The organism is Marinospirillum minutulum DSM 6287 (assembly GCF_000422325.1).
Lineage (GTDB): Bacteria > Pseudomonadota > Gammaproteobacteria > Pseudomonadales > Halomonadaceae > Marinospirillum > Marinospirillum minutulum.
The window spans coordinates 97,408-117,484 of sequence record NZ_AULO01000011.1 but is presented as its reverse complement, the minus strand read 5'-3'; the positions used below and the strand labels follow the sequence as shown (position 1 = coordinate 117,484).

At 42.9% G+C, this 20,077-nt stretch carries 25 protein-coding genes and 1 tRNA gene; 13 read left to right on the top strand and 13 right to left on the bottom strand.

Features of this window, described 5'->3' with window-relative positions; genetic code table 11:
- Nucleotides 1-67: 67 nt before the first annotated feature.
- Nucleotides 68-964 (bottom strand): cation efflux transmembrane domain-containing protein, encoded by an 897-nt coding sequence (locus tag H571_RS0105855; protein WP_027848496.1) that lies wholly within the window; start codon nucleotides 962-964, stop codon nucleotides 68-70.
- A gap of 95 nt (nucleotides 965-1,059) precedes the next feature.
- Between H571_RS0105855 and cadR the strand changes: the two genes are divergently transcribed.
- Nucleotides 1,060-1,467, top strand: coding sequence for a Cd(II)/Pb(II)-responsive transcriptional regulator (gene cadR, locus H571_RS0105850; protein ID WP_004364961.1), 408 nt, complete (start codon nucleotides 1,060-1,062; stop codon nucleotides 1,465-1,467).
- 199 nt (nucleotides 1,468-1,666) lie between these two features.
- On the opposite strand, the gene H571_RS14365 is transcribed toward cadR, so the two are convergent.
- Both H571_RS14365 and H571_RS0105840 read right to left on the bottom strand, forming a co-directional pair.
- Nucleotides 1,667-2,995, bottom strand: a complete 1,329-nt coding sequence (locus tag H571_RS14365; protein WP_051168178.1) for an MATE family Na+-driven efflux transporter — start codon at nucleotides 2,993-2,995, stop codon at nucleotides 1,667-1,669.
- 31 nt (nucleotides 2,996-3,026) lie between these two features.
- Nucleotides 3,027-3,260: a helix-turn-helix domain-containing protein gene (locus H571_RS0105840; RefSeq protein WP_027848495.1), complete on the bottom strand. Its 234-nt coding sequence runs from the start codon at nucleotides 3,258-3,260 to the stop codon at nucleotides 3,027-3,029.
- Between the two features lie 132 nt (nucleotides 3,261-3,392).
- Here H571_RS0105840 and H571_RS0105835 point away from each other — a divergent pair, with 132 nt between their 5' ends.
- From H571_RS0105835 to H571_RS0105815, 5 genes are all read left to right on the top strand, one after another.
- On the top strand, nucleotides 3,393-3,629 hold the full coding sequence (locus tag H571_RS0105835; RefSeq protein WP_027848494.1) for a hypothetical protein: 237 nt from the start codon (nucleotides 3,393-3,395) through the stop codon (nucleotides 3,627-3,629).
- Nucleotides 3,622-4,797: a site-specific integrase gene (locus H571_RS0105830; protein ID WP_027848493.1), complete on the top strand. Its 1,176-nt coding sequence runs from the start codon at nucleotides 3,622-3,624 to the stop codon at nucleotides 4,795-4,797. The genes H571_RS0105835 and H571_RS0105830 overlap by 8 nt, the downstream gene beginning before the upstream one ends.
- A complete protein-coding gene (locus H571_RS0105825) occupies nucleotides 4,790-5,098 on the top strand; it encodes a hypothetical protein (RefSeq protein WP_027848492.1) in 309 nt (102 codons plus the stop codon). Before H571_RS0105830 ends, H571_RS0105825 begins: the two co-directional genes overlap by 8 nt.
- A 161-nt stretch (nucleotides 5,099-5,259) precedes the next feature.
- Entirely contained in the window at nucleotides 5,260-5,442 is a 183-nt protein-coding gene (locus H571_RS0105820) for a hypothetical protein (protein WP_027848491.1), read from the top strand.
- On the top strand, nucleotides 5,439-5,828 hold the full coding sequence (locus H571_RS0105815; protein WP_027848490.1) for a hypothetical protein: 390 nt from the start codon (nucleotides 5,439-5,441) through the stop codon (nucleotides 5,826-5,828). The genes H571_RS0105820 and H571_RS0105815 overlap by 4 nt, the downstream gene beginning before the upstream one ends.
- On the opposite strand, the gene H571_RS0105810 is transcribed toward H571_RS0105815, so the two are convergent.
- From H571_RS0105810 to H571_RS0105800, 3 genes are all read right to left on the bottom strand, one after another.
- Entirely contained in the window at nucleotides 5,829-6,413 is a 585-nt protein-coding gene (locus H571_RS0105810) for a hypothetical protein (protein ID WP_027848489.1), read from the bottom strand. It abuts the gene before it with no gap.
- A gap of 82 nt (nucleotides 6,414-6,495) precedes the next feature.
- The gene (locus tag H571_RS0105805; protein WP_027848488.1) at nucleotides 6,496-6,783 is read right to left on the bottom strand and encodes a hypothetical protein; all 288 of its coding nucleotides are present in this window, start codon (nucleotides 6,781-6,783) and stop codon (nucleotides 6,496-6,498) included.
- 599 nt (nucleotides 6,784-7,382) lie between these two features.
- A tRNA-Val gene (locus H571_RS0105800) sits at nucleotides 7,383-7,459 on the bottom strand.
- Nucleotides 7,460-7,627: 168 nt separating this feature from the next.
- On the opposite strand from H571_RS0105800, the gene H571_RS0105795 reads away from it, so the two are divergent.
- Nucleotides 7,628-8,032 (top strand): CBS domain-containing protein, encoded by a 405-nt coding sequence (locus tag H571_RS0105795; RefSeq protein ID WP_027848487.1) that lies wholly within the window; start codon nucleotides 7,628-7,630, stop codon nucleotides 8,030-8,032.
- A 77-nt stretch (nucleotides 8,033-8,109) separates the two neighbouring features.
- On the opposite strand, the gene nhaD is transcribed toward H571_RS0105795, so the two are convergent.
- On the bottom strand, nucleotides 8,110-9,558 hold the full coding sequence (nhaD, locus tag H571_RS14360; protein ID WP_051168177.1) for a sodium:proton antiporter NhaD: 1,449 nt from the start codon (nucleotides 9,556-9,558) through the stop codon (nucleotides 8,110-8,112).
- 226 nt (nucleotides 9,559-9,784) lie between these two features.
- Between nhaD and ubiG the strand changes: the two genes are divergently transcribed.
- From ubiG to H571_RS0105775, 3 genes are read left to right on the top strand one after another with little or no spacing between them, the layout of a single operon-like run.
- Complete coding sequence (ubiG, locus tag H571_RS0105785; RefSeq protein WP_027848486.1) at nucleotides 9,785-10,504, top strand: bifunctional 2-polyprenyl-6-hydroxyphenol methylase/3-demethylubiquinol 3-O-methyltransferase UbiG; 720 nt, start codon at nucleotides 9,785-9,787, stop codon at nucleotides 10,502-10,504.
- 35 nt (nucleotides 10,505-10,539) lie between these two features.
- Nucleotides 10,540-11,277: an META domain-containing protein gene (locus H571_RS15485; RefSeq protein ID WP_051168176.1), complete on the top strand. Its 738-nt coding sequence runs from the start codon at nucleotides 10,540-10,542 to the stop codon at nucleotides 11,275-11,277.
- On the top strand, nucleotides 11,267-11,950 hold the full coding sequence (locus tag H571_RS0105775; RefSeq protein WP_245562325.1) for an HAD family hydrolase: 684 nt from the start codon (nucleotides 11,267-11,269) through the stop codon (nucleotides 11,948-11,950). The genes H571_RS15485 and H571_RS0105775 overlap by 11 nt, the downstream gene beginning before the upstream one ends.
- On the opposite strand, the gene H571_RS0105770 is transcribed toward H571_RS0105775, so the two are convergent.
- Genes H571_RS0105770 through purU form a run of 3 tightly spaced genes read right to left on the bottom strand, consistent with a single transcriptional unit; the run spans nucleotide 11,931 to nucleotide 13,887 of the window.
- A complete protein-coding gene (locus tag H571_RS0105770; protein WP_027848484.1) occupies nucleotides 11,931-12,650 on the bottom strand; it encodes an LrgB family protein in 720 nt (239 codons plus the stop codon). The genes H571_RS0105775 and H571_RS0105770 overlap by 20 nt on opposite strands.
- The gene (locus H571_RS0105765) at nucleotides 12,643-12,999 is read right to left on the bottom strand and encodes a CidA/LrgA family protein (protein WP_027848483.1); all 357 of its coding nucleotides are present in this window, start codon (nucleotides 12,997-12,999) and stop codon (nucleotides 12,643-12,645) included. The genes H571_RS0105770 and H571_RS0105765 overlap by 8 nt, the downstream gene beginning before the upstream one ends.
- 33 nt (nucleotides 13,000-13,032) lie before the next feature.
- The gene (purU, locus tag H571_RS0105760) at nucleotides 13,033-13,887 is read right to left on the bottom strand and encodes a formyltetrahydrofolate deformylase (RefSeq protein ID WP_027848482.1); all 855 of its coding nucleotides are present in this window, start codon (nucleotides 13,885-13,887) and stop codon (nucleotides 13,033-13,035) included.
- A 183-nt stretch (nucleotides 13,888-14,070) separates the two neighbouring features.
- Between purU and H571_RS0105755 the strand changes: the two genes are divergently transcribed.
- Both H571_RS0105755 and H571_RS14350 read left to right on the top strand, forming a co-directional pair.
- Nucleotides 14,071-15,600, top strand: coding sequence for a thymidine phosphorylase family protein (locus H571_RS0105755; protein ID WP_051168175.1), 1,530 nt, complete (start codon nucleotides 14,071-14,073; stop codon nucleotides 15,598-15,600).
- Nucleotides 15,593-16,525 (top strand): ribose-phosphate pyrophosphokinase, encoded by a 933-nt coding sequence (locus H571_RS14350; RefSeq protein ID WP_036217764.1) that lies wholly within the window; start codon nucleotides 15,593-15,595, stop codon nucleotides 16,523-16,525. The genes H571_RS0105755 and H571_RS14350 overlap by 8 nt, the downstream gene beginning before the upstream one ends.
- On the opposite strand, the gene H571_RS0105745 is transcribed toward H571_RS14350, so the two are convergent.
- Together H571_RS0105745 and dcd are read right to left on the bottom strand one after the other, a co-directional pair.
- A complete protein-coding gene (locus tag H571_RS0105745; protein ID WP_027848480.1) occupies nucleotides 16,522-17,850 on the bottom strand; it encodes an SLC13 family permease in 1,329 nt (442 codons plus the stop codon). The genes H571_RS14350 and H571_RS0105745 overlap by 4 nt on opposite strands.
- Nucleotides 17,851-17,993: 143 nt before the next feature.
- Nucleotides 17,994-18,560 (bottom strand): dCTP deaminase, encoded by a 567-nt coding sequence (dcd, locus tag H571_RS0105740; protein ID WP_027848479.1) that lies wholly within the window; start codon nucleotides 18,558-18,560, stop codon nucleotides 17,994-17,996.
- 134 nt (nucleotides 18,561-18,694) lie between these two features.
- Between dcd and xthA the strand changes: the two genes are divergently transcribed.
- The gene (gene xthA / locus H571_RS0105735; RefSeq protein WP_027848478.1) at nucleotides 18,695-19,510 is read left to right on the top strand and encodes an exodeoxyribonuclease III; all 816 of its coding nucleotides are present in this window, start codon (nucleotides 18,695-18,697) and stop codon (nucleotides 19,508-19,510) included.
- A 5-nt stretch (nucleotides 19,511-19,515) separates the two neighbouring features.
- On the opposite strand, the gene H571_RS0105730 is transcribed toward xthA, so the two are convergent.
- Nucleotides 19,516-20,076: a YqiA/YcfP family alpha/beta fold hydrolase gene (locus tag H571_RS0105730; protein ID WP_027848477.1), complete on the bottom strand. Its 561-nt coding sequence runs from the start codon at nucleotides 20,074-20,076 to the stop codon at nucleotides 19,516-19,518.
- Nucleotide 20,077 lies beyond the last annotated feature (1 nt).

The following is a 20,077-nucleotide window of genomic DNA, read 5'->3' as shown; positions in this document are numbered from 1 at the left end:
CTGCCAGCAGGCCCGATATGGACAATAGGGCATACGGCGAGAGCTTTTTGCCAATAATGAGCATTATTTAACCCTTCAACGCCAGAATGCGTCTGGCACCGTTAAGTACAATGCCCCCCGCGATGGTGCCGATAATCAGATCCGGATAATTGGACCCGGTCCACGCGACCAGGGCGCCGGCGGTGATGACCCCCAGGTTGATCACCACGTCGTTGGCCGAAAATATCCAGCTAGCCTTCATGTGCGCCCCGCCTTCCCGATGTTTGGATATGAGCAGCAGACAACTGGTATTGGCAATCAATGCGACGAATGCGATAGCCATCATCACCAGCGATTCAGGCTCACTACCGAATACAAAGCGTCTCACGACCTCTACGAGTACGCCAACAGCCAAAACCAGTTGGACCACACCAGCAACGTGCGCAACACGGACCTGCCTTTTCACGCTATGCCCAACCGCATAAAGAGCGAGTCCGTACACTGCCGCATCAGCAAAATTGTCCAGGGACTCTGCAATGAGGCCAGTTGACTGAGCCATCAGACCGGCAGTCATTTCCACCACGAACAGAAGTGCATTGATACCGAGCAACCAGCGCAGGGTCCCGGATTCTTGCTCAGCAGAAGCTGCCGAGAACTCGGCGGCCTTGATGGTCTCCGGATTTGCAGCAACGCTTTCCTGAAGCGCGGCGCCTAGCCCCAAGGTCTTCAGTTTCGATGTGACGGGCTCGACCTCGCCGTCATGCACGACCTTCAGCCGGCGGTTCGACAAGTCGAAGGACAGCGCTCGAATCTCCTCAAAGCCGCTCAGGGCTAGGCGAATCATTCGTTCTTCTGATGGACAGTCCATCTTCGGCACGGCATAAACACTGACCCATCTCCCTGGCGCCTCGGAGGAGGCCTGTATATCGGTATCCGCTGCGGACGTTGCATCACCGCCACAGGCGCCACCACAGGATTTGCTCATGATACGACTCCACTTGAACAATGTTGTGGTACCATTTTAAACTATAAAGCTACTATAAGGTCAATAGAGTAAAGAATCCGTTGGGGAGGAGGCTGATGCGCATTGGTCAGTTGGCGCAGTTGGTAGGGGTCGAAACACAGACGATCCGCTTCTATGAACAGCAGGGCTTGTTGCCGCCGCCTGATCGGCAGGACAACGGTTACCGTGTCTATACCGAGAAGCATGGTGAGGGGCTGGCCTTCATCCGTCGCTGCAGAATCCTGGGCCTGTCACTGGCTGAGATTCACGAACTACAGAGCTATCAGGACGACCCTCATCAGCCTTGTACCGCCGTCAACGCCTTGCTCGATGATCACATCTCTCATGTGCGGTCGCAGATAACCGCTCTGCAAGCGCTTGAGAAACAACTCGTTTCACTGAGAGCGAGTTGCAACGATGACCGGGAAGTTGAGGCGTGTGGGGTTCTTGCTGGAATTAGCGAAGGAAACATGCACCAGCAGTAGGTGAAGCATCAACCAGATAATCCGATGAGATGCCGGTCTGTCTCACTCTCATGCAAAGGTAAGATCAACCATTTAATCCGCTTACCCATTTATTTTTCATCAGGCACTTCCTTCCATAGTTTTAAGTACCCTAAAGGGTTTGAAATACTGGATGGGGGTGGTTCATTGTGTAGGATTTTTGTAACAGGGCGTAAGCTGGCTAGATAAAATACTCAACTTGCTTCAAATGGCGTTTGTACAACCACCAAGTAACTAACGTATCAACGAATATCCCTATACCGAAAAGTAGAACAATGCCAATCAGTGTTGGTTGGATAACCCCTTGAAGGTATAGAAAATAAGCGCTTCCATAAACAGTTACATTGGTAATCAGTGACTGTAAAGCGAGGTAGCTAGTTCTACCTTGGCCATAAAGTACGCTATCCATGGTGGTATTCAGCATGAAAAACAAATAAAAAGGTAAAAATAAAACCACTAATTTCACATGAACCTTAGATTCTACGTTTAGTACTTGCTCAAAAAACCAGCCAAAGCCAGGTATTAAAATTAACCAGCAACTAGCAATAAAAATACAGGCTGCAAAATAACCTAGCATTTTTTTCTGGTGAGGTAATCGCTGGCCTTGCGCCGTATCTTGTTTAACTAAATCAGCTAGCGGTAAGAAAGGTAAAAGCAACCAACCCCAAATAAAACCATTTACAACCCAGAAGGTGCCTTGCTCTTCTACTACATTAATCATCCGGATAATAAATACCAAGAAAAAAGCATTGCGAATCAATGAATCGACACCACTCCACTGGCCGACAGTCCACCACTCTCTTAACCAACTAAAATCAGGCTTTGCAAACCAAGCAGTTTTATTCAATCTATAGTGTTTATAGATGACTAATAATGAAAAAGCCAAAGTAGCGAGGCTTGCAACAATGTTGCTGTATGCAATCCCATTAACACCCATTTGATAGCTAAATTCAAACTTGCTGAGTAGCAAGGTATCAAGCGTAATACTTGTTATAACTTGAATGCCCAAAATAGAGTAAATGACCTTTTGCCAGCTCAGCAGAACAAAAAAAATCATCAAAAAACGAACCGAGTTAAAAAGGGTGGCGGCAATCATTTCAAGGCGGATATATTCAATGGTTGCTGGCACTTGCTCTGTGGCCTGTGCCATTGCATTAACAAGTAGCTCTGCAAAAATCACGATCAAACCTGCAGCTAAAGCAAAAACTATAAAAGTCACTAAGAGCCCAGTTTTAAGCTTATTAATCGTAGCTTTAGAGTCATGTATGCTTTTGCCTAGTAAGTAGAAAAGGGGCAATAAGATAGCTTCTTGAATTACTTCTAAACCTAAATTAACCCAAGCAAGCTGAGAGGCAATATTAAAACCCCACTCATTAGGTAGATCACCTAAAAAGTGGATTCTTGTTGTTGTATAAATGATCGGAAATGCTGCTGTTATTAAAAGGGTCAGATATAGACGCCAGTTGATCCGGCAAAATGAAGTTTTTGTTTCACCTAAAAGCTGCATCATCTATCTGAACCTCTCCTTGGCGTACTTAGCCTCACTCTTCAGGCTTTTCTCTAACCCTTTCGGCGATGTCCCCTACCTCGCAGTCAAAGTACTCACATAAAGCGCCCAACACATCTGTTGAAGTGCTATAGCCCTGTTTATTGGCAATTCTAGATAAGGTTGTTCTGTGTACATCAGTAGCGGCCGATATTTCATCCATAGTAATCCTACGGTTTTCTTTAAAGGCTTTATCAGCCATCAGCTCTTTTAGACGAAAACGAATCATAGCCACTCTCACATTAAATTTCGTTAATTATCCCTTATTTACCTCATTAGTAGCAAATATGCTAAAAACAAGTTGACTGACGTGTCATTTATGGCACTATAGAAGCATATTAAGCACCAGCGGAGGCAGCAAATGAGCACATATATCACAGCGAATCAATTAGCAGAGCGGTTGCACTATCACCCTCGTTACATCAACCAAGCCCTTAAAGATAAGGTTTTGTTTGAGGGTAAGCATTATATCCGTCCCTTTGGTGGACGCCGTGTTCTTTATATTTGGGAGGCTATTGAAGAAGAAATGATGCGTTATTCAGAAGAGGAAACTAGCACAGCTATTCCTATGAGCAACGGAGGTGTCTGCTATGGCTAGCATACGATCACGCCAAGATAATGATGCGTTATTTTTTGACTTTCGTTACCGAGGAGTTCGCTGCCGTGAACAAACTTTACTAAAAGACACGGTGGTAAACCGGCGCAAACTTCAAACTGTTTTGAATCGTATAGAGAAGGAAATTAACGAAGGCACTTTTAATTACCGCAATTTTTTTCCTAATAGCCCTATAGCTGAAAAATTTGAAGGAGTAGTTACCAGCATAGAAGAGCACGAAACACCCCTGTTTAAAGAATTTTGTGAGGAATGGTTTGATGAAAATACTATTCGCTGGAAGGAGTCTTACAGGAAGGTGGTTAGAATTACACTAGACAAATACCTGATCCCCAGTTTTGGAGATCAGGCAGTCAGCAAAATTACTAGAGCTAGCATTTTGAAATTCCGAGCCTCACTCGCCAAAGGTCAACTCGGAGATCAAGAAGTCACCATTTCAAACGATAGGGTTAATCATATAATGACGCCCTTACGAATGATTCTAGATGAAGCTGCCGACCGTTACGAATTTAACACGCCCTACAGAAACATCAAGGTATTGAAGGTTGTTCATAGGGATATTGAACCCTTCTCGTTTGCTGAAGTACATCAAATTTTAACAAATGTACGGCCTGATTACCGCGATTATTTTTTGGTGCGCTTTTTTACTGGTTTAAGAACAGCTGAAATAGATGGCTTACAGTGGAAGTACGTAGACTTAGCCAATAAAGTGATATTAGTACGCGAAACAGTGGTTGAAGGTAAGGTCACTACGACTAAAACGCCCGAATCACGTCGTGGCGTGCAAATGTCACAGCCTGTTTATGATGCCTTTGTACGCCTTAATGCTAGCAAAAAAAGTAGCTGCAAATTTGTTTTCCCTAATTTAAAGGGTAATCCACTTAATCACCGCAACGTAACTCAACGTGTGTGGTACCCGCTTCTTGATACCTTAGGACTAAAAAGAAGAAACCCCTACCAAACTCGGCATACCGCTGCTTCTTTATGGCTAGCTGCAGGTGAAAACCCTGAGTGGATTGCACGACAAATGGGGCATACAACCACACGCATGCTGTTTACTGTTTATTCTAGGTATATACCTAACCTAACGCGTACCGATGGTGCCGCGATGAACTCTTTACTTACAACGCAGGGGTTTAGCGAAGATGAATAACGACAACAAGAATTTATGCCCTGTTTGTCAATACTTCAAAAGCTATGATTTAAGCCAATGGCAAACTTACCAGCTCAATAATTTTGCTAAGTGGTTTATTAAAGAAAATAAAATTGAATCTGGCTACGGCCTATCAAAATACCTAGATCTCTCAGTAGGCATAGATAATCATGCCAGTGTTGGTGAGTGGCTAAAGTTATTGATCAGGGAAAAAAGCTATACAATTAAAGAACTCAAAACAGAACTACAAAAAAAAGTACCATTACGTTTTTTTAGAAAGGCTATAAAAAACAGCAAGTAGCTGAAAACATTCGTTGAGTGCAAAATACAACTAAAAGTCTGTAGTATTGACAGCTTATCTACTATTTTAAACAATACACTCACTAAGCCTCTTCAAGAAAGAGGCTTAGTGTTTTTTAAACAGGAAGCTTGTTTATTTTGGCCCAACTCTAGAGTTAACCTATGCACTGTCTAAATTGTGATGAAGCTATTGTTTTTGACGACCAACTGGATAATAACGAACCTTTTCAGTGTGAGCATTGCGACCAGTGGATGGTTATTGAGCTAGATGAAGGGTCTTATGAAGGCGCAATTAAGCAAAACGTTATTATGCTCGATGAAAATAATTTAGAGGACTATTCTTGAGATCAAAAAAATCAACTACTAAGCAAGAAGCTAGCAATATAATCCAGCTAAACCTACCCGAACTTTTAGGTGAAGCGTTTCAAGACTTTATCCATATTGATAATGACTGGAGAACTGTACCCAAAACTGCGGCGAAAAAATGCCCGAAGTACAAGGTATGGATATCTAATACTTCATGGGATTTAGTTTTACCAGGTGTTAAAAGTGAATTGGAAGTATTTGGTAAAACTAAAGCCATATTGGAACACCTAGTTAGCTTTGGTGGAAATATTGCTGATATTCTTAAACCCGGCTGGGAAGTGTCAATCTTTGCAGGGTATTTAGATGGTGAACAGCTTTTCTTACGCTGCATGAGGGTTAAAGAAGGCTTTTACCTAGATCTCTAGCTACTCATCATCAAACCCTACCAATTGCCCTTTTATTTTTTGGTGTTGGCCTTGGCTGCCACAAACATAATAATTTTTTCCATCATAAGCTGAAATCTTGCGTACAAGGGTATCGGCATCCTGCGTATAAAACACTCCAGGCCTACCCAAATGCTTGGTTAAGGGTTGATTTAAGTATTTCTCTAATAAGCTGGCCATTTTTAAACTAGGTTCAGTTAGGGTGTAACGGTCGGCACATAAACGTTGATAATCATCACACATTAAGCTGCTAACATTTACTTGCATGTAAGTAGCATCAAACTCTGGAGGCAACTTTAGCCTTGCTGCTAATTCGGGTGACTCAATAATGACTGGTGAGTGAATAAAAAAATGACAATATTCAACCTTTAAACCCAGTTTACTAGCAACGGCTGGGGCATAGTATTCAATACCCCAAGTAATGGATTTACCCATATTTGAGCTAAGCCCTGTCAAAATAATAATTGAACCTAAATCCAGTGGTACATACCTAACCCACAAGGTGGCATTAAATGTTTCTTTATCTGGCATTTCATTCAAGGTGGTTGTTATCAGTTGCTGATTCATTGCTAGCCTTATTTTAATTAACTTAACCTAGCTCACTAAAAAGTAAGCTAGGTTAAAGACCTTATTTATTAAACGCTATTGATTAGTAAAGAAAATCATCTAAGGGTGGGTTTATAACTACCCTTTCAAATTGCCCATCTCGAGCAAGCACAATAGCTTCAGCAACTTGGGCAATGCTTAGATCACTAATGGATTCAACATTAAAGGCGGGTAAAACATAGTTGGCATTCATGTTGATAGCATCCATAATTTTATCAAACTTTATATTATTAATTGCTGATAAAATAACATCCATTTCGTGAATGACTTTCGTGTTCAAGTCTGGCTCCGTAGCTGGGTCTACTAGGCAAACAGGATTAATTGATTTCATTTTCATTCTCCGTTTCATTGTGTCGTCCTAAATTATTAACACAAAAAAACTTATGCGCAACTAGTAAAAATAAAACTATTTTATAGTTTTAAGAAAAAAATTCTATTTTGTTTACTCTGATATTCTAGCTATAAAAATAGAGCCGCTTCTAATTAGAGTTACGATTTACACTAGCAAGATAATAAGCTACTAATAGCGCTGTAATTTAAAAGCTTGAAGATAGGAGCCGTCTTTTATTAAAATAACTAAGGCGGACAATAAGTTACCTTTACTTCTTCCTGTAATTTACCGTTCTAAATCACAGAAAGAAAATCACTAAGAAATTCGGGTTAATATTTTAGAGAAAACTAAGGACAAAAAAATCAAAATAAAATATTTAAAACAGCTTTCTTAGACAAAAAAGATCTAAATGCTTGTAGGTAGTCCGCAAGAATCCATTAATTTAGGAAAAGATAGTACTCAGAAAATAAAGGTCAGACATGCAGGTTTTGGGCACAAAGTGGGCACAGAATGGGCACGGAGCCAAAAAAAGACCAAAAAAAACTCAACCTAGTTAGTTGAGCTTGACTGTAAGCACTTGATTTTACTGAAGAATTTCTTGGTAGAACTACCCGGACTCGAACCGGGGACCTCTACCATGTCAAGGTAGCGCTCTAACCAACTGAGCTATAGTCCTATTTAAGATGCGACATTATAGCCGCTGATTTTGTAAATGCAAGAATTTAGACGAGCCAGCATAGTTTTTCTTAGAGGCAGCGTAGAAAACTAAATTAGAGTTGTGAGCTTTTATTGAGTACCTTAGACTTATCTCATATTTTAAGTTTTATTTTGCTAAGGAAAAATAATGCAACCCATACGACTACCACTTAAAGATTACACCACAGAAAACCCTATTACTGTAACTGAAGATACCGCCATAGATGAGCTAATGATGCTTATGGAAGGTGCGGGTGTGCGCCATTTACCCGTTGTTGGTCAGGGTCAAGTGGTTGGCATTATTAGTGACCGTGATATCCGTCTTTTTGCTGGGCTGTCTGATGCTGAAAAATATCAGGTAAATGCGGGCGAAATCATGTCACCTAACCCTCTAACTTTAAGCAGCACTACGCCTCTAGAAGAAGTTGCGCTTATTATGTCTGAGAAAAAAGTAGGTAGCATTATAGTGGTAGAAGAAGATCAGCTTTACGGCATTTTTACAGCCACTGATGCCTTGAATGCACTCATTGAAGTTATTCGCAAAGATAAGTAAAACAGCCTAGCCAAACAAAAAGAGCGCCTAGTTTTGATTAACTCAAAATTAAGCGCTCTTTTTTTATTCAGCTAACTTTAGTTGTATAGCTCAAATACACCTAAAATATTACCTAACCAAAGGTGTACCAGCATACTCGCCACGTAACCTAAGAAAATAACAGGTGTCCAACGTAGATGGCTCATAAATGTATAGTGACCACGCGCCGCACCCATCAGTGCTACACCAGCCGCCGAACCAACTGAAAGCAAGCTACCGCCCACACCAGCAGCTAAGGTTACTAGCAACCAATGACCATGACTAATAGTAGGGTTCATTTCTAACACAGCAAACATTACCGGAATGTTATCAACAATTGCAGAAATAACGCCAACTCCAAAGGCTGCCCAGGTTGCACCTACATCTTCAAACAAGAAAACAGAAACCAATTGTAAGTAACCAAAGTAGCCCAAGCCACCTACACACATCACAACACCATAGAAGAATAAAAGCGTATCCCACTCAGCGCGAGCAACGTTTCTAAAAATATCAAAAGGTACAACGCCACCAAGGTAACGCAATTTTTCTCGGTCTGCTTTTTCTTCTGCAACGGTACGCTTTCTTTCTAACGACTTTGGCAAACTTACACGTAAGAAGTAACCAAAGAACTGTAAGTAACCTAAACCAACCATCATACCAAATACTGGGGGTAAGCCTAAGAATTGGTGACCACAAACTGCAGTAGCAATGGTTAATAAAAACAGAACCATAATTCGCTTAGAGCCACGTTTCAACTCAACTTCTTCTGAAATACTGGCAGGTTTTCCCTTGGGTAAAAATAGAGTCATGATTAAAGCAGGAACTGCAAAGTTAACAACCGAGGGTAAGAAAAGGTCAAAAAACTCTAAGAACTGTACCTTACCCGCCTGCCATACCATTAGTGTGGTTATATCACCAAAAGGACTAAAAGCACCGCCAGCGTTAGCTGCTACTACAATGTTTACACAGGCCATGGCTATAAAGCGCTTTTGACCTTCAGCCACTTTAAGAACCACTGCACACATTAAAAGCGCAGTTGTTAAGTTATCAGCGATGGGAGAAATTAAAAAAGCAAGAATACCGGTAATCCAAAACAAAGACTTATAGCTAAACCCTTTTTGTACCATCCAAGCTCGTAAGCCTTCAAAGATACGACGCTCTTCCATGGCACTTATATAGGTCATAGCAACTAATAAAAAGAGCATTAGCTCACTAAAATCTAAAAAGTTTCTACTAAAGGCTGCCTTGGTTGCCGTATGATCAGTACTGACTATTCCAACTAGAACCCAGATAATACCGGCGGCGATTAAGACTGGTTTTGACTTGCGAAGCTGGAGTTTTTCTTCACCTACAACAACTAGGTAAGCAATAGCAAAAACAAAAACTGCTAAATACCCTGCAAGGGTACCCGTGGCATTTAGATGATCCACCGCTTCAGTGGAACCACTAGCAAAAACTGGTGCAGAAACCAACATTGCAACAATCAATGCAAATAAAGTTCGTAGCATAGAGTTCTTCTCACAATTAGCTAAAAGAATGGAAAGCAGCAAGGGCAGCGCCTTCGCAGCCGACAGTAAACTTGCACATTGTACAGTGGCACAAGCATCCGCGTACAGAATTACAATTGCCTGTATAAGATGTAATTATTTCACCCACAACAAGGTTTGAATATCAGTGCTAAACTGGCACTTATTCGTCTAGTATTCACAGCAATGCCCTTTAAAGGAAAATTACATGACTAAGCCTGAAACCCTTAAAAACGTTGATCTAGGTGAAGTAGCTAAATTTGAAGCCCTAGCCTCGCGCTGGTGGGATCCAGAAAGTGAATTCAAGCCCTTACATGATATCAACCCACTAAGAGCTAACTGGATAGACAAACACGCTGCGGTTGCGGGTAAGCGTGTCGCCGATATTGGTTGTGGCGGTGGTTTGTTATCAGAAGCGCTGGCTCAGCGCGGTGCTGAAGTAACAGGTATAGATATGGGTGAAGCACCACTGGCTGTTGCGCGTTTACACCAGCTAGAATCTGGTTTGCAAGTTGATTACCGCCAAATGACTGCCGAGCAACTAGCCGAAGAAGCTCCCAATAGCTTTGATGTGGTTACTTGTTTAGAAATGCTTGAACACGTACCCGACCCAGCAGCCGTTATTCAAGCCTGTGCAACTTTAGTGAAGCCAGGTGGTCAAGTATTCTTCTCTACCCTTAACCGCAACCCTAAGTCTTATTTATTTGCGATTATTGGTGCAGAATATGTCATGCGTATGCTGCCTCGTGGCACGCACGAATACAGCAAATTTATTAAACCCTCCGAAATGGGGCAATGGGCGCGAGAAGCCGATTTGAATGTCGCAGAGTTAATGGGCATGACTTACAACCCTTTAACCAAACGCTACAAGTTAACGCCTAATGATGTACAGGTAAACTACCTAATGCGCTGCACTAAGCCTGAATAACTAACCGAACCTAAAGAAATATAAGTGAGTCAACTTTGTTGAAACAACTAATTGCACCCGTAACCGCTCTTATTACTGCTTTAAGCTTAGCTGGTTGTAGCGCCATGAATGATAAGCCAGCCGATTATGCTACTAGCGATATCATTAGCCCTAGCCTACCATTCAAAGCCCAAAGCAATGAACCTGCTTGGCAGCTAACAATTACGGCTTCTCACCTTGAATTAGTCCAAGGCTACGAACAAAAGTCTCAACAATTTACACTAGTTGAACAACGACAAGCTGGCAGGGTGGTTATAACAGCAGGCGATAAAAAAGAGTTAACTGCTGCCTTAACACCCAACATTTGTCATGATTCCATGACAGGTATGCCCTACCCTTGGCAAGCAGAAGTAACGGTTGCAGGTAAAACCTTACAAGGTTGTGGTGGTAACCCACTTGAATTATTGCTTGGCGAATGGCAAATAGAAGACATTAACGGTGAAGGCATTATTGACAGCTCTCACTTAACCATTACGTTTGATGATAAAGGCCAAGTGTATGGTAGTGCCACTTGTAACCGCTATGGCAGCAGCTATGAACTGACCAGCGAAGGTTTAACTTTTGGACAGAGCCTAGCCACTAAAATGGCTTGCCCAGAAGCCTTGATGAATCAAGAACAGAAGTTTTTAGAAACATTCAATGAAATCAGTCAGTTTGATATTAACGAAAACGGTGCTTTAATTCTTAAAAGCCATAATGGCAAAACACTTAGAGGTTATTTGCTTGGACAGTGATACTCAACAGCCGTCCGCAGTGCGGGCGGTGCTTTTTGATCTTGATGGAACCCTAGTCGATTCAGCCCCCGATTTAGCGGCAGCTTTAAACCGCTTATTAGTCGAAGAAGGCAAAGCAGAACTGCCTTATGCTGTTATTCGCGATCAAGTCTCTAACGGTGGCAATGCATTAGTCGAGCTAGGTTTTGGTGTCAAACTAGGCGAGCCTAATCAGCCAGAGCTGCGCCAGCGTTTACTCAACCTCTATCAAGAAAATGTTGCTGAACACAGCAGTATCTTTACTGGTTTAGAAGAACTTTTAAAAGAGTTCGATCGCCAGCCTGTGCCTTGGGGCATAGTGACTAACAAGCCGCGTATTTATACCGATTTACTACTGCGCGAATTACGCATCAACGCTGCTGCAGTGGTTTGCCCAGAGGACTTAGGTGTTAGCAAACCAGACCCAGCACCACTTTTACTAGCAGCTAGGCAGTTGGCAACACCGCCAGAGCAATGCCTTTATGTAGGCGACCATGTGCGTGATATAGAAGCAGGTCGCCGAGCCGGTATGCAAACGCTAGTAGCAGGCTTTGGTTACATAGGCATTCACGAACAGCCTAGTAGTTGGGGCGCAGATTTTATTGCTAATACTGTGCCCGAACTCAATGCTTGGATTAGGCAAAGAATCGCATAATCAAAGGTATTAAAAAAGCACTCAGTAACCCGGTTACGCCCATTGCTAAACCGGCAAAAGCGCCAGCAAGGTTGCTGAGACTAAAGCACTGGGCCGTACCAAACCCATGCGCCGCCAAACCCATCGCAAAGCCTTGCACAGCATGGTCTTTTATTTTTAATAGCTTAAAGATTGGCGGACCCAACAAACAACCTATAGCACCAGTAATTAATACGATGCCAGCAGCTAAGGCTGGAAAACCACCAATTTGTTCAGCAATACCCATGGCGATAGGTGTTGTTACTGATTTTGGCACTAAAGAAAGCATCGTATCTTCACGCCCACCCAACAGCCGCACCAGTACCACTGTGGAAATAACCGCAGTAAAAATTCCAGCCACACATGCCAGCATTAAAGGAATAAATTCACGCCTAATTCTTTCACGGTGTTCAAACAAGGGTACCGCCAAAGACACTATCGCCGGCCCCATTAAAAAGTGAATAAACTGCGCACCTTCAAAATAGGTAGCGTAAGGCGTGTTGGTTATAAGTAAGAAACCTACTAGAAGAGCAATGGCAACTAATACAGGGTGAAGCAAGGGCGAGCCACCCGCACGGCGATTAATCCACTGCGCCAAAAAGAAGGCCAACAAGGTTAAAAGTAGGTGTAGCAAAGGGCTAGCCGCCATATACACCCAAAGCTCAAAAATCACTTCAGGCATCTTTTTCTATCCCCCACAGCTTCTTTAAACCCTGTAAAACCAATACGGTTACTATTAGGGTTAAAATAGTACTCACCACCAAAGTAATACTAATTACCCAAATGTCTTGCTTTAACAGCAGGCCATGGTTAATTAGCCCTACCCCAGCCGGTACAAATAAAAGTGGTAGGTAGCGCAACAACCCTTCTGAAGCACTACGCACACCGCCTGGCACTTTCTTTAGTAGTAACACAGCTAAAAGTAACAGCGCCATACCCAAAACTGGGCCAGGTACAGGAATGCCAGATAAGCGAGTGATTAACTCACCGATTAACTGAAATAATAAAAGAACTGCAAAACCTTCTAACACGCCACTCCTCCCTAGTTATTTTGTTAAGGCCACTTAGTTAAACACGACCGTTTTGTTGCCATACACCAGCACTCGGTCTTGTAAATGCCAAACCAAGCCACGTGCTAATACACTTTTTTCAACATCACGCCCTAAGCGCACCATATCTTGTGCTGTTTGACGATGATTCACTCGCACTGTGTCTTGGTCAATAATGGGGCCTGCATCGAGTTCTTCGGTTACATAATGGCAGGTAGCACCAATGAGCTTCACCCCTCGCTCATAAGCTTGGTGATAAGGCTTAGCACCTGCAAAAGAAGGTAAAAAACTATGGTGAATATTAATAATTTGATGTTGGTATTTTTGGCATAAAGCTGGGGGAATAATCTGCATATAGCGGGCTAACACCACGCAATCGGCTTGGGCTTCATCAATTAGGCGTTCAACTTCTGCATAGGCTTCTGCTTTGTTTTCTTTATTTACGGGCACATGAACGTAAGGTATACCATGCCATTCAACTAGTTCACGTAAATCATTGTGGTTAGAAATAACCAAAGGAATATCACAAGCCAGCTCACCACTTTGCCAACGGTGCAATAAATCAACCATGCAATGCGAGTCTTTAGAACACATCAGCACCACACGTTTTTTAATTTCAGAGTCGCTAATATCCCAATCCATATCGTATTCACGGGCAATAGGGCTAAAAGCAGTACGAAATTCATCTAAACCAAAAGGTAGAGTAGTAGCACGTATTTCGTGGCGCATAAAAAAGCGATTTACGTCTAAATCGGAATGGTGGTTAGCTTCAGTGATCCAGCCACCATACATTGCTAAAAAGTTACTCACCTTGGCGACAATGCCTATTTTATCAGGGCAGGAAATAGTCAGAGTATAGGTATGTTCCATGGATTACTTAGCTACCTTCTTTATAATCAGGTTAAATGAAAAAAGTCATTCTAGGCTTAGAAGCGAGTTAGTGCCAATGTAATTGCTGCATCTGCGGTGTATTAATAACATAGAAAACGCCTTGCCACACCTAGTCAACTGCTTCTAATATAAATATAAGTTTTTGTTCAATAAGGATTTTACATGGTTGCTGCTTTAGCATCAGATGGTTTGGCTTATCCACTTAAAGCTGTACGTTTGGGTATAGATACCCACCAAGAGCTGGTTGTTTACCTGCGCCGCAATAGCCATGTATGCCGATCAGAAGGCTTTACCTCAAGTAATCGAGTTCATATTCGCATAGATGACCGCTGGATACTTGCCACGCTGTGCATTATTGATAATGACCAACTGCTTCAACCGGGTGAAATGGGTTTATCTGAGTCAGCCTGGAAAAAACTTAACCCAGCACCCACTAGTGAAGCGCAAATTAGCCACCCTAACCCTGTAGTTTCTTTAAGTCACCTAAGGCACAAAGTTTACGGCCACCGTTTAAATGAAGTTCAAACCCAAGCCATTATCGACGATATAGTGGCTGGTCGCTACGCCGATGTTCACCTCTCAAGCTTTGTTACTAGCTGTGCTGGTAATGCCATGAATTTAGATGAAATTATTGCATTAACCAAGGCCATGCTTAAATCGGGACAGCAACTAAAGTGGGATAAAAGCTGTGTGGTGGATAAGCACTGTGTTGGTGGTTTAGCCGGTAATCGCACCACACCTATAGTTGTTGCTCTAGTGACGGCTTGTGGTGGCGTTATGCCTAAAACCTCATCACGTGCCATTACTTCACCTGCAGGTACTGCCGATACCCTGGCAACCATGACGCAAGTAGATTTAAAGCTAACGACCTTGCAAAAGGTAGTCAAAGAACAAGGGGGCTGCCTTGCTTGGGGTGGTTCGATTAACCTGTCACCAGCCGATGACATTCTTATCCGTATAGAGCGGATGTTAGATTTAGACAGTGAGGGACAAATGGTTGCTTCAGTGCTCTCTAAAAAAGCTGCTGCAGGTTCGACGCATGTACTTATTGATATTCCCATTGGACCCACCGCCAAAGTGCGTTCACAAGAAGCAGCCGATCTCTTGAGTGAATACCTAATTAAAACGGGACAAGCCTTGAATTTAGATGTACGCATTCTGTACACCGATGGTACTCAACCTGTGGGTCGTGGCATTGGGCCGGCTTTAGAAGCACACGATTTATTGGCGGTGCTACGTAACCAAGCAGACGCACCTAAAGATTTACGCAACCGCTCGTTAACCCTAGCCGCAGAACTATTAGAAATGGCTAACCTAAGTGAACCTGGTCAAGGGTTAGCCCTAGCAACTGCAACCTTAGATTCTGGTTTAGCTTTAACAAAATTCATGGCAATTTGTGAAGCCCAGGGTGGCTTTAAAGAACCTGGTGTTGCGCCTTACAAGTACAATTGGGTTAGCAAAGTTGCTGGTAGAGTTGCCAGCATAGATAACCGCCAGCTTTCGCAGCTAGCAAAACTGGCTGGAGCACCTGAAGACCCAACAGCGGGTGTTACCTTGCACCTAGAGTTAAATCAAACCATTAAGCCTGGCCAGCTAATTCTAACCCTTCATGCTGAAAGCCCCGGTGAATTGCAGTACGCTATTAACTTTTTAGAAACTCAAGCCAAAATAATTGAGATTATTCATGAATAAACCCAACAACCCGCCACTGGTTTTTAATTTAGATGCGCTCTTTGAAGAAGCCAACACGCCCACTTCAAGCCTTGCACCTAAACTGGTTAGGCTACTTAATGCAGAGGCAGGAGCCTTGGAGTATCGCCAATTTCCAGACGGTGAAAGCTACCTACGTCTTCTTAGCCAAGCTGCAGGACGTGATTGCCTTCTTGTCTGTAGCCTTTACAATCCTAACCCACGTTTTCTACCGCTTATCTTTGTTGCCGAAACATTAAAAGAGCTAGGTGCTAAGCGGGTTGCTTTAGTTGCACCCTATTTAGGTTATATGCGCCAAGATAAACGCTTTAAAACCGGTGAAAGTATTACTTCACGGCATTTTGCTAGCCTTATTTCCCGCAGTTTTGACTTTTTAATTACTGCAGACCCTCACCTTCACCGCTATCAAAGCTTGGATGAAATCTATGGTATTCCTAGCAGGGTAATGAGCTCTGTCAGCAGCATTGCTCAGTGGCTAGAAGAAAATACCACTAAGCCTTTATTATTAGGCCCAGACAGTGAAAGTGAGCAATGGGTTGCTGAAGTGGCAGAGCTTGCCAAGGCACCTTTTGAAATACTCGAAAAAGTACGCAGTGGTGATTTAGACGTAGCAGTTTCCGTTCCTCAAGTAGACGCTTACAAGGAACATACACCCGTATTAATTGACGATATTATTTCTAGTGGGCGTACCCTGTTAAGCACCTTAGAGCACCTAAAGAAAGCAGGAATGAAACCTGCCGTTTGCATAGGTACTCATGGCTTATTTGCAGCCAAGGCTTGGGAGCTACTAAAAGAATCCCACACCAAGGCGGTAATCACTAGCAACTCCGTCCCCCATCCTTCCAACGCGCTAGACCTTTCGCCTACCTTGGCAAAAGGTTTACAAGAATGGTTAGCAACAAGTTAAACAAAAAGTGCAACAGCTGCTGCAAGAATAATAACCGGCCAAGCCATTAAAGTGACCCAGCCACCATTCACTAGCATGTCTTGCTGCTTAACCTTACCACTACCAAAAATAATGGCGTTGGGTGGTGTTGCAACAGGCAGCAAGAAAGCACAAGAAGCGGCAACCGCAACAATAACAGCAACAACACTTGGGTCTATATTGGGTGTCATACCAATAAACAAAGGCACTAACAAGGCTGCACTCGCAGTATTACTGGCTAGTTCGGTTAAGGCCATAGTAAAAAGCGCCATTAGCGCCAGCACGACTAAAGCAGGCATAATCGCAAAACCACCACCTACCAAAGCAGCTAACCACGCACCAGCGCCACTAGCAGAAAGCGCGGCACTCAGCGTAATGCCACCCCCAAATAAAAGTAATACACCCCAGTCTGCGCTTTTTTCTATCTCGCGCCAGCTTGCCAAATTAAAGGTGTGTAGAAGCAATAAAGCTAAGAGAGCAACCGCAGCATCATAACCTTTACTTATACCTAAAGCCGCACCCAAAGGCGCTCCAAAAACCCATAGCAAAACCGTTAATGAAAAAACCAACAGCATACCGGTATGTGAAGGCGTCCAAGCCATTTCTACATCAACAACGCTAACCTCTGCTGTCAATGCAGGCTTCAAAACCTTGCGTAAAACCCAATCCATAAGGGGCAAGAGCACAAGAACAAGTGGCACACCCCAAATTAACCATTGCCCAAAACTCAAACCTACAGCCGCAGCAGCAATCGCGTTTGGTGGGCTACCCACTAAAGTACCTATGCCACCAATATTGGCACTAAAAGCCACGCCTAAAAGCACGTAAACCCAAGTATTACGGAAGCGGTTATAATCCAAGGGTGCTAGCAAACCCAAAGCCAAAGGCAGCATCATAGCTGCTGTGGCAGTGTTGCTTATCCACATAGATAACACGGCAGTTAACGCAAATAGCCAACGTGCAGCACGACCTAACTCGCCACCAGCACGTTGCATTACCCAAGCGGCCATCCACCGATCAAGCTTTTGCTGCCTTAGGCCAGCGGCCAAGGCAAAACCACCTAAAAATAAGAAGATAATAGGATCAGAGAAATGGGATAAAGCTTTAGGTAGGGTAAAAATACCAGTTACTGTTGCTAAAAAAGGCACAAGTAAGGCAGTAACACTGACATGCAAGGCTTCGCTTAGCCATAACCAAGCGATAACAGCAACCAAGGCTAACCCAGCAGCAACCTCTGCTTCTAGGGGTAACCAAAAGCGTATAACTACAAAAGCTATAGCTGCTAACAGACAATGAACTAGGCGCACAAAAACTCCTGATTAAATAACACACACCAAAAACAGCGTGAATTCTAGCCTTTGGCTGCATTAAATACAGAGTTAAATTGTTTTTATTTATTACCTACAGCTGTTAGCAACGGCTAATGTTTTAAATCATTCAATAAATACGCTTAGGCTTTAGGCAGTGTCACACCCTGTTGCCCTTGATACTTACCGCCTCGGTCTTTATAAGACACATCACACACTTGATCACCACCAAAAAACAGCATTTGGGCAACACCTTCGTTAGCATAAATAACAGCGGGCAAGGTGGTGGTATTAGAAAACTCCAACGTCACATAACCTTCCCACTCTGGCTCTAGTGGTGTGACATTCACAATAATACCGCAACGGGCATAGGTGCTTTTACCCAAACAAACCACTAACACATCACGCGGAATTTTAAAGCGTTCCACCGTGCGAGCTAAAGCAAAAGAGTTGGGCGGAATAATGCAACGGTCGCCTTTGAAGTCGATAAAGTTTTTTTCATCAAAATTCTTTGGGTCAACTATGGTGGAGTTAATATTGGTAAAAATCTTAAACTCATCCGCACAGCGCACGTCATAACCATAGCTTGATGTGCCGTAAGAAATGATTTTCTCGCCTTCTGCTTCACGTACTTGCCCAGCTTCAAAAGGCTCAATCATGCCTGTTTCTTGTGACATACGGCGAATCCAGTGATCCGATTTGATACTCATAAAACGTCCCCAACTCAGCCGAAAAAAGTTTAAATAAAAACCTAGGCATTCTAACAGAACAAAGATGTTAAAATCTCTCTTATTCTATTTCCCCAGAAGGGGCAAATCTTATTTTAGAAGGAAGTTACCCTGTGATAAAAGTGGTTAGTTTTAATATCAATAGCCTACGTGCTCGCCCCCACCAAATGGAAGCACTGGTTGAGGCTCACCAGCCAGAAATTATTGCTCTGCAAGAAACCAAGGTGAATGACCCTGACTTTCCACATGCAATGATTGAAGACTTGGGTTATCACGTTGAATTTCACGGTCAAAAAACGCACTACGGTGTAGCTACCCTTTCAAAAAAGCCACCCTTAAGTGTGCAAAAAGGTTTTGTAACCGACGATGAAACTTCACAAAAACGCTTAATCATTACTAGCCATGAGTGTCCTGATGGTAAGCCTTTAACAGTGATTAACGGCTACTTTCCTCAAGGTGAAAACATTAAGCATGAAGTTAAGTTTCCTGCTAAACGTAAGTTTTATAACGATCTACAGCAGCTTTTAGAAAATAGTTACACGCCAGATCAGCGAGTATTAGTGGTGGGTGACTTTAATATTTCTAGTACAGACTTAGATATAGGCATAGGCGATAAAAACCGTAAGCGCTGGCTACAAACAGGTAAAACCAGCTTCCAACCCGAAGAACGTGAATGGATGGATCGCCTAATGGCTTGGGGGTTTACCGATAGTTACCGTGAACAAAACCCTACTTGCAATGAATTTTTTAGCTGGTTTGATTACCGTAGTAAAGGCTTTGAAGATGACCCTAAGCGTGGCCTTCGTATTGACCTACTCTTAGCAAGTAAGGGCTTAGCACCTTTTTGTGTGAATACCGGTATAGATTACGCAATACGGGGCATGGAAAAACCTTCTGACCATGCGCCCGTTTGGAGTGAGTTTAAGTTTTAAAAAAATTAAACTTGAAGAAAGTCAGTAATGGTTTTTAAGTGTCTATCAAAACCTATAAAACCATGATTCCCCCCTTCTTCAACTAGTTGCTTTGCCGCTGAGTAGTAGTCTACTGCTTGGCGGTAATCAAGTAGCTCATCACCTGTTTGCACCATTAACAAACAACCTTCCATGTTGGGCTTAGCGACCTTAAACTGCAACAAACTCTCAGTGTGCTGTGCATTCCATTCATAACTACTTTGGTCATGAAAGTTAACGCCCTGACCGATTGCCCGCTCCAAGGTGATATAAGGCTCTACAGAAGGGTTCACCAATACATAAGGCAAGTTGTAGTGGTTAGCCAGCCAGGTTGCATAAAAACCACCCAAAGATGAACCAACCAAACCGACTGGCTCATGCTTTTGTATGACTTCTATTATTTCCTGCAAAGTTTCTATGGCTAATTCAGGGATATTCGGTAAAGAAGGCGACATAAAATGAATGCCTTGTTCTTGGCACCAAGCTTTCAACATTTGCGCTTTATCACCCCGACCACTAGAACCAAAACCATGAATAAATAGCAGCACT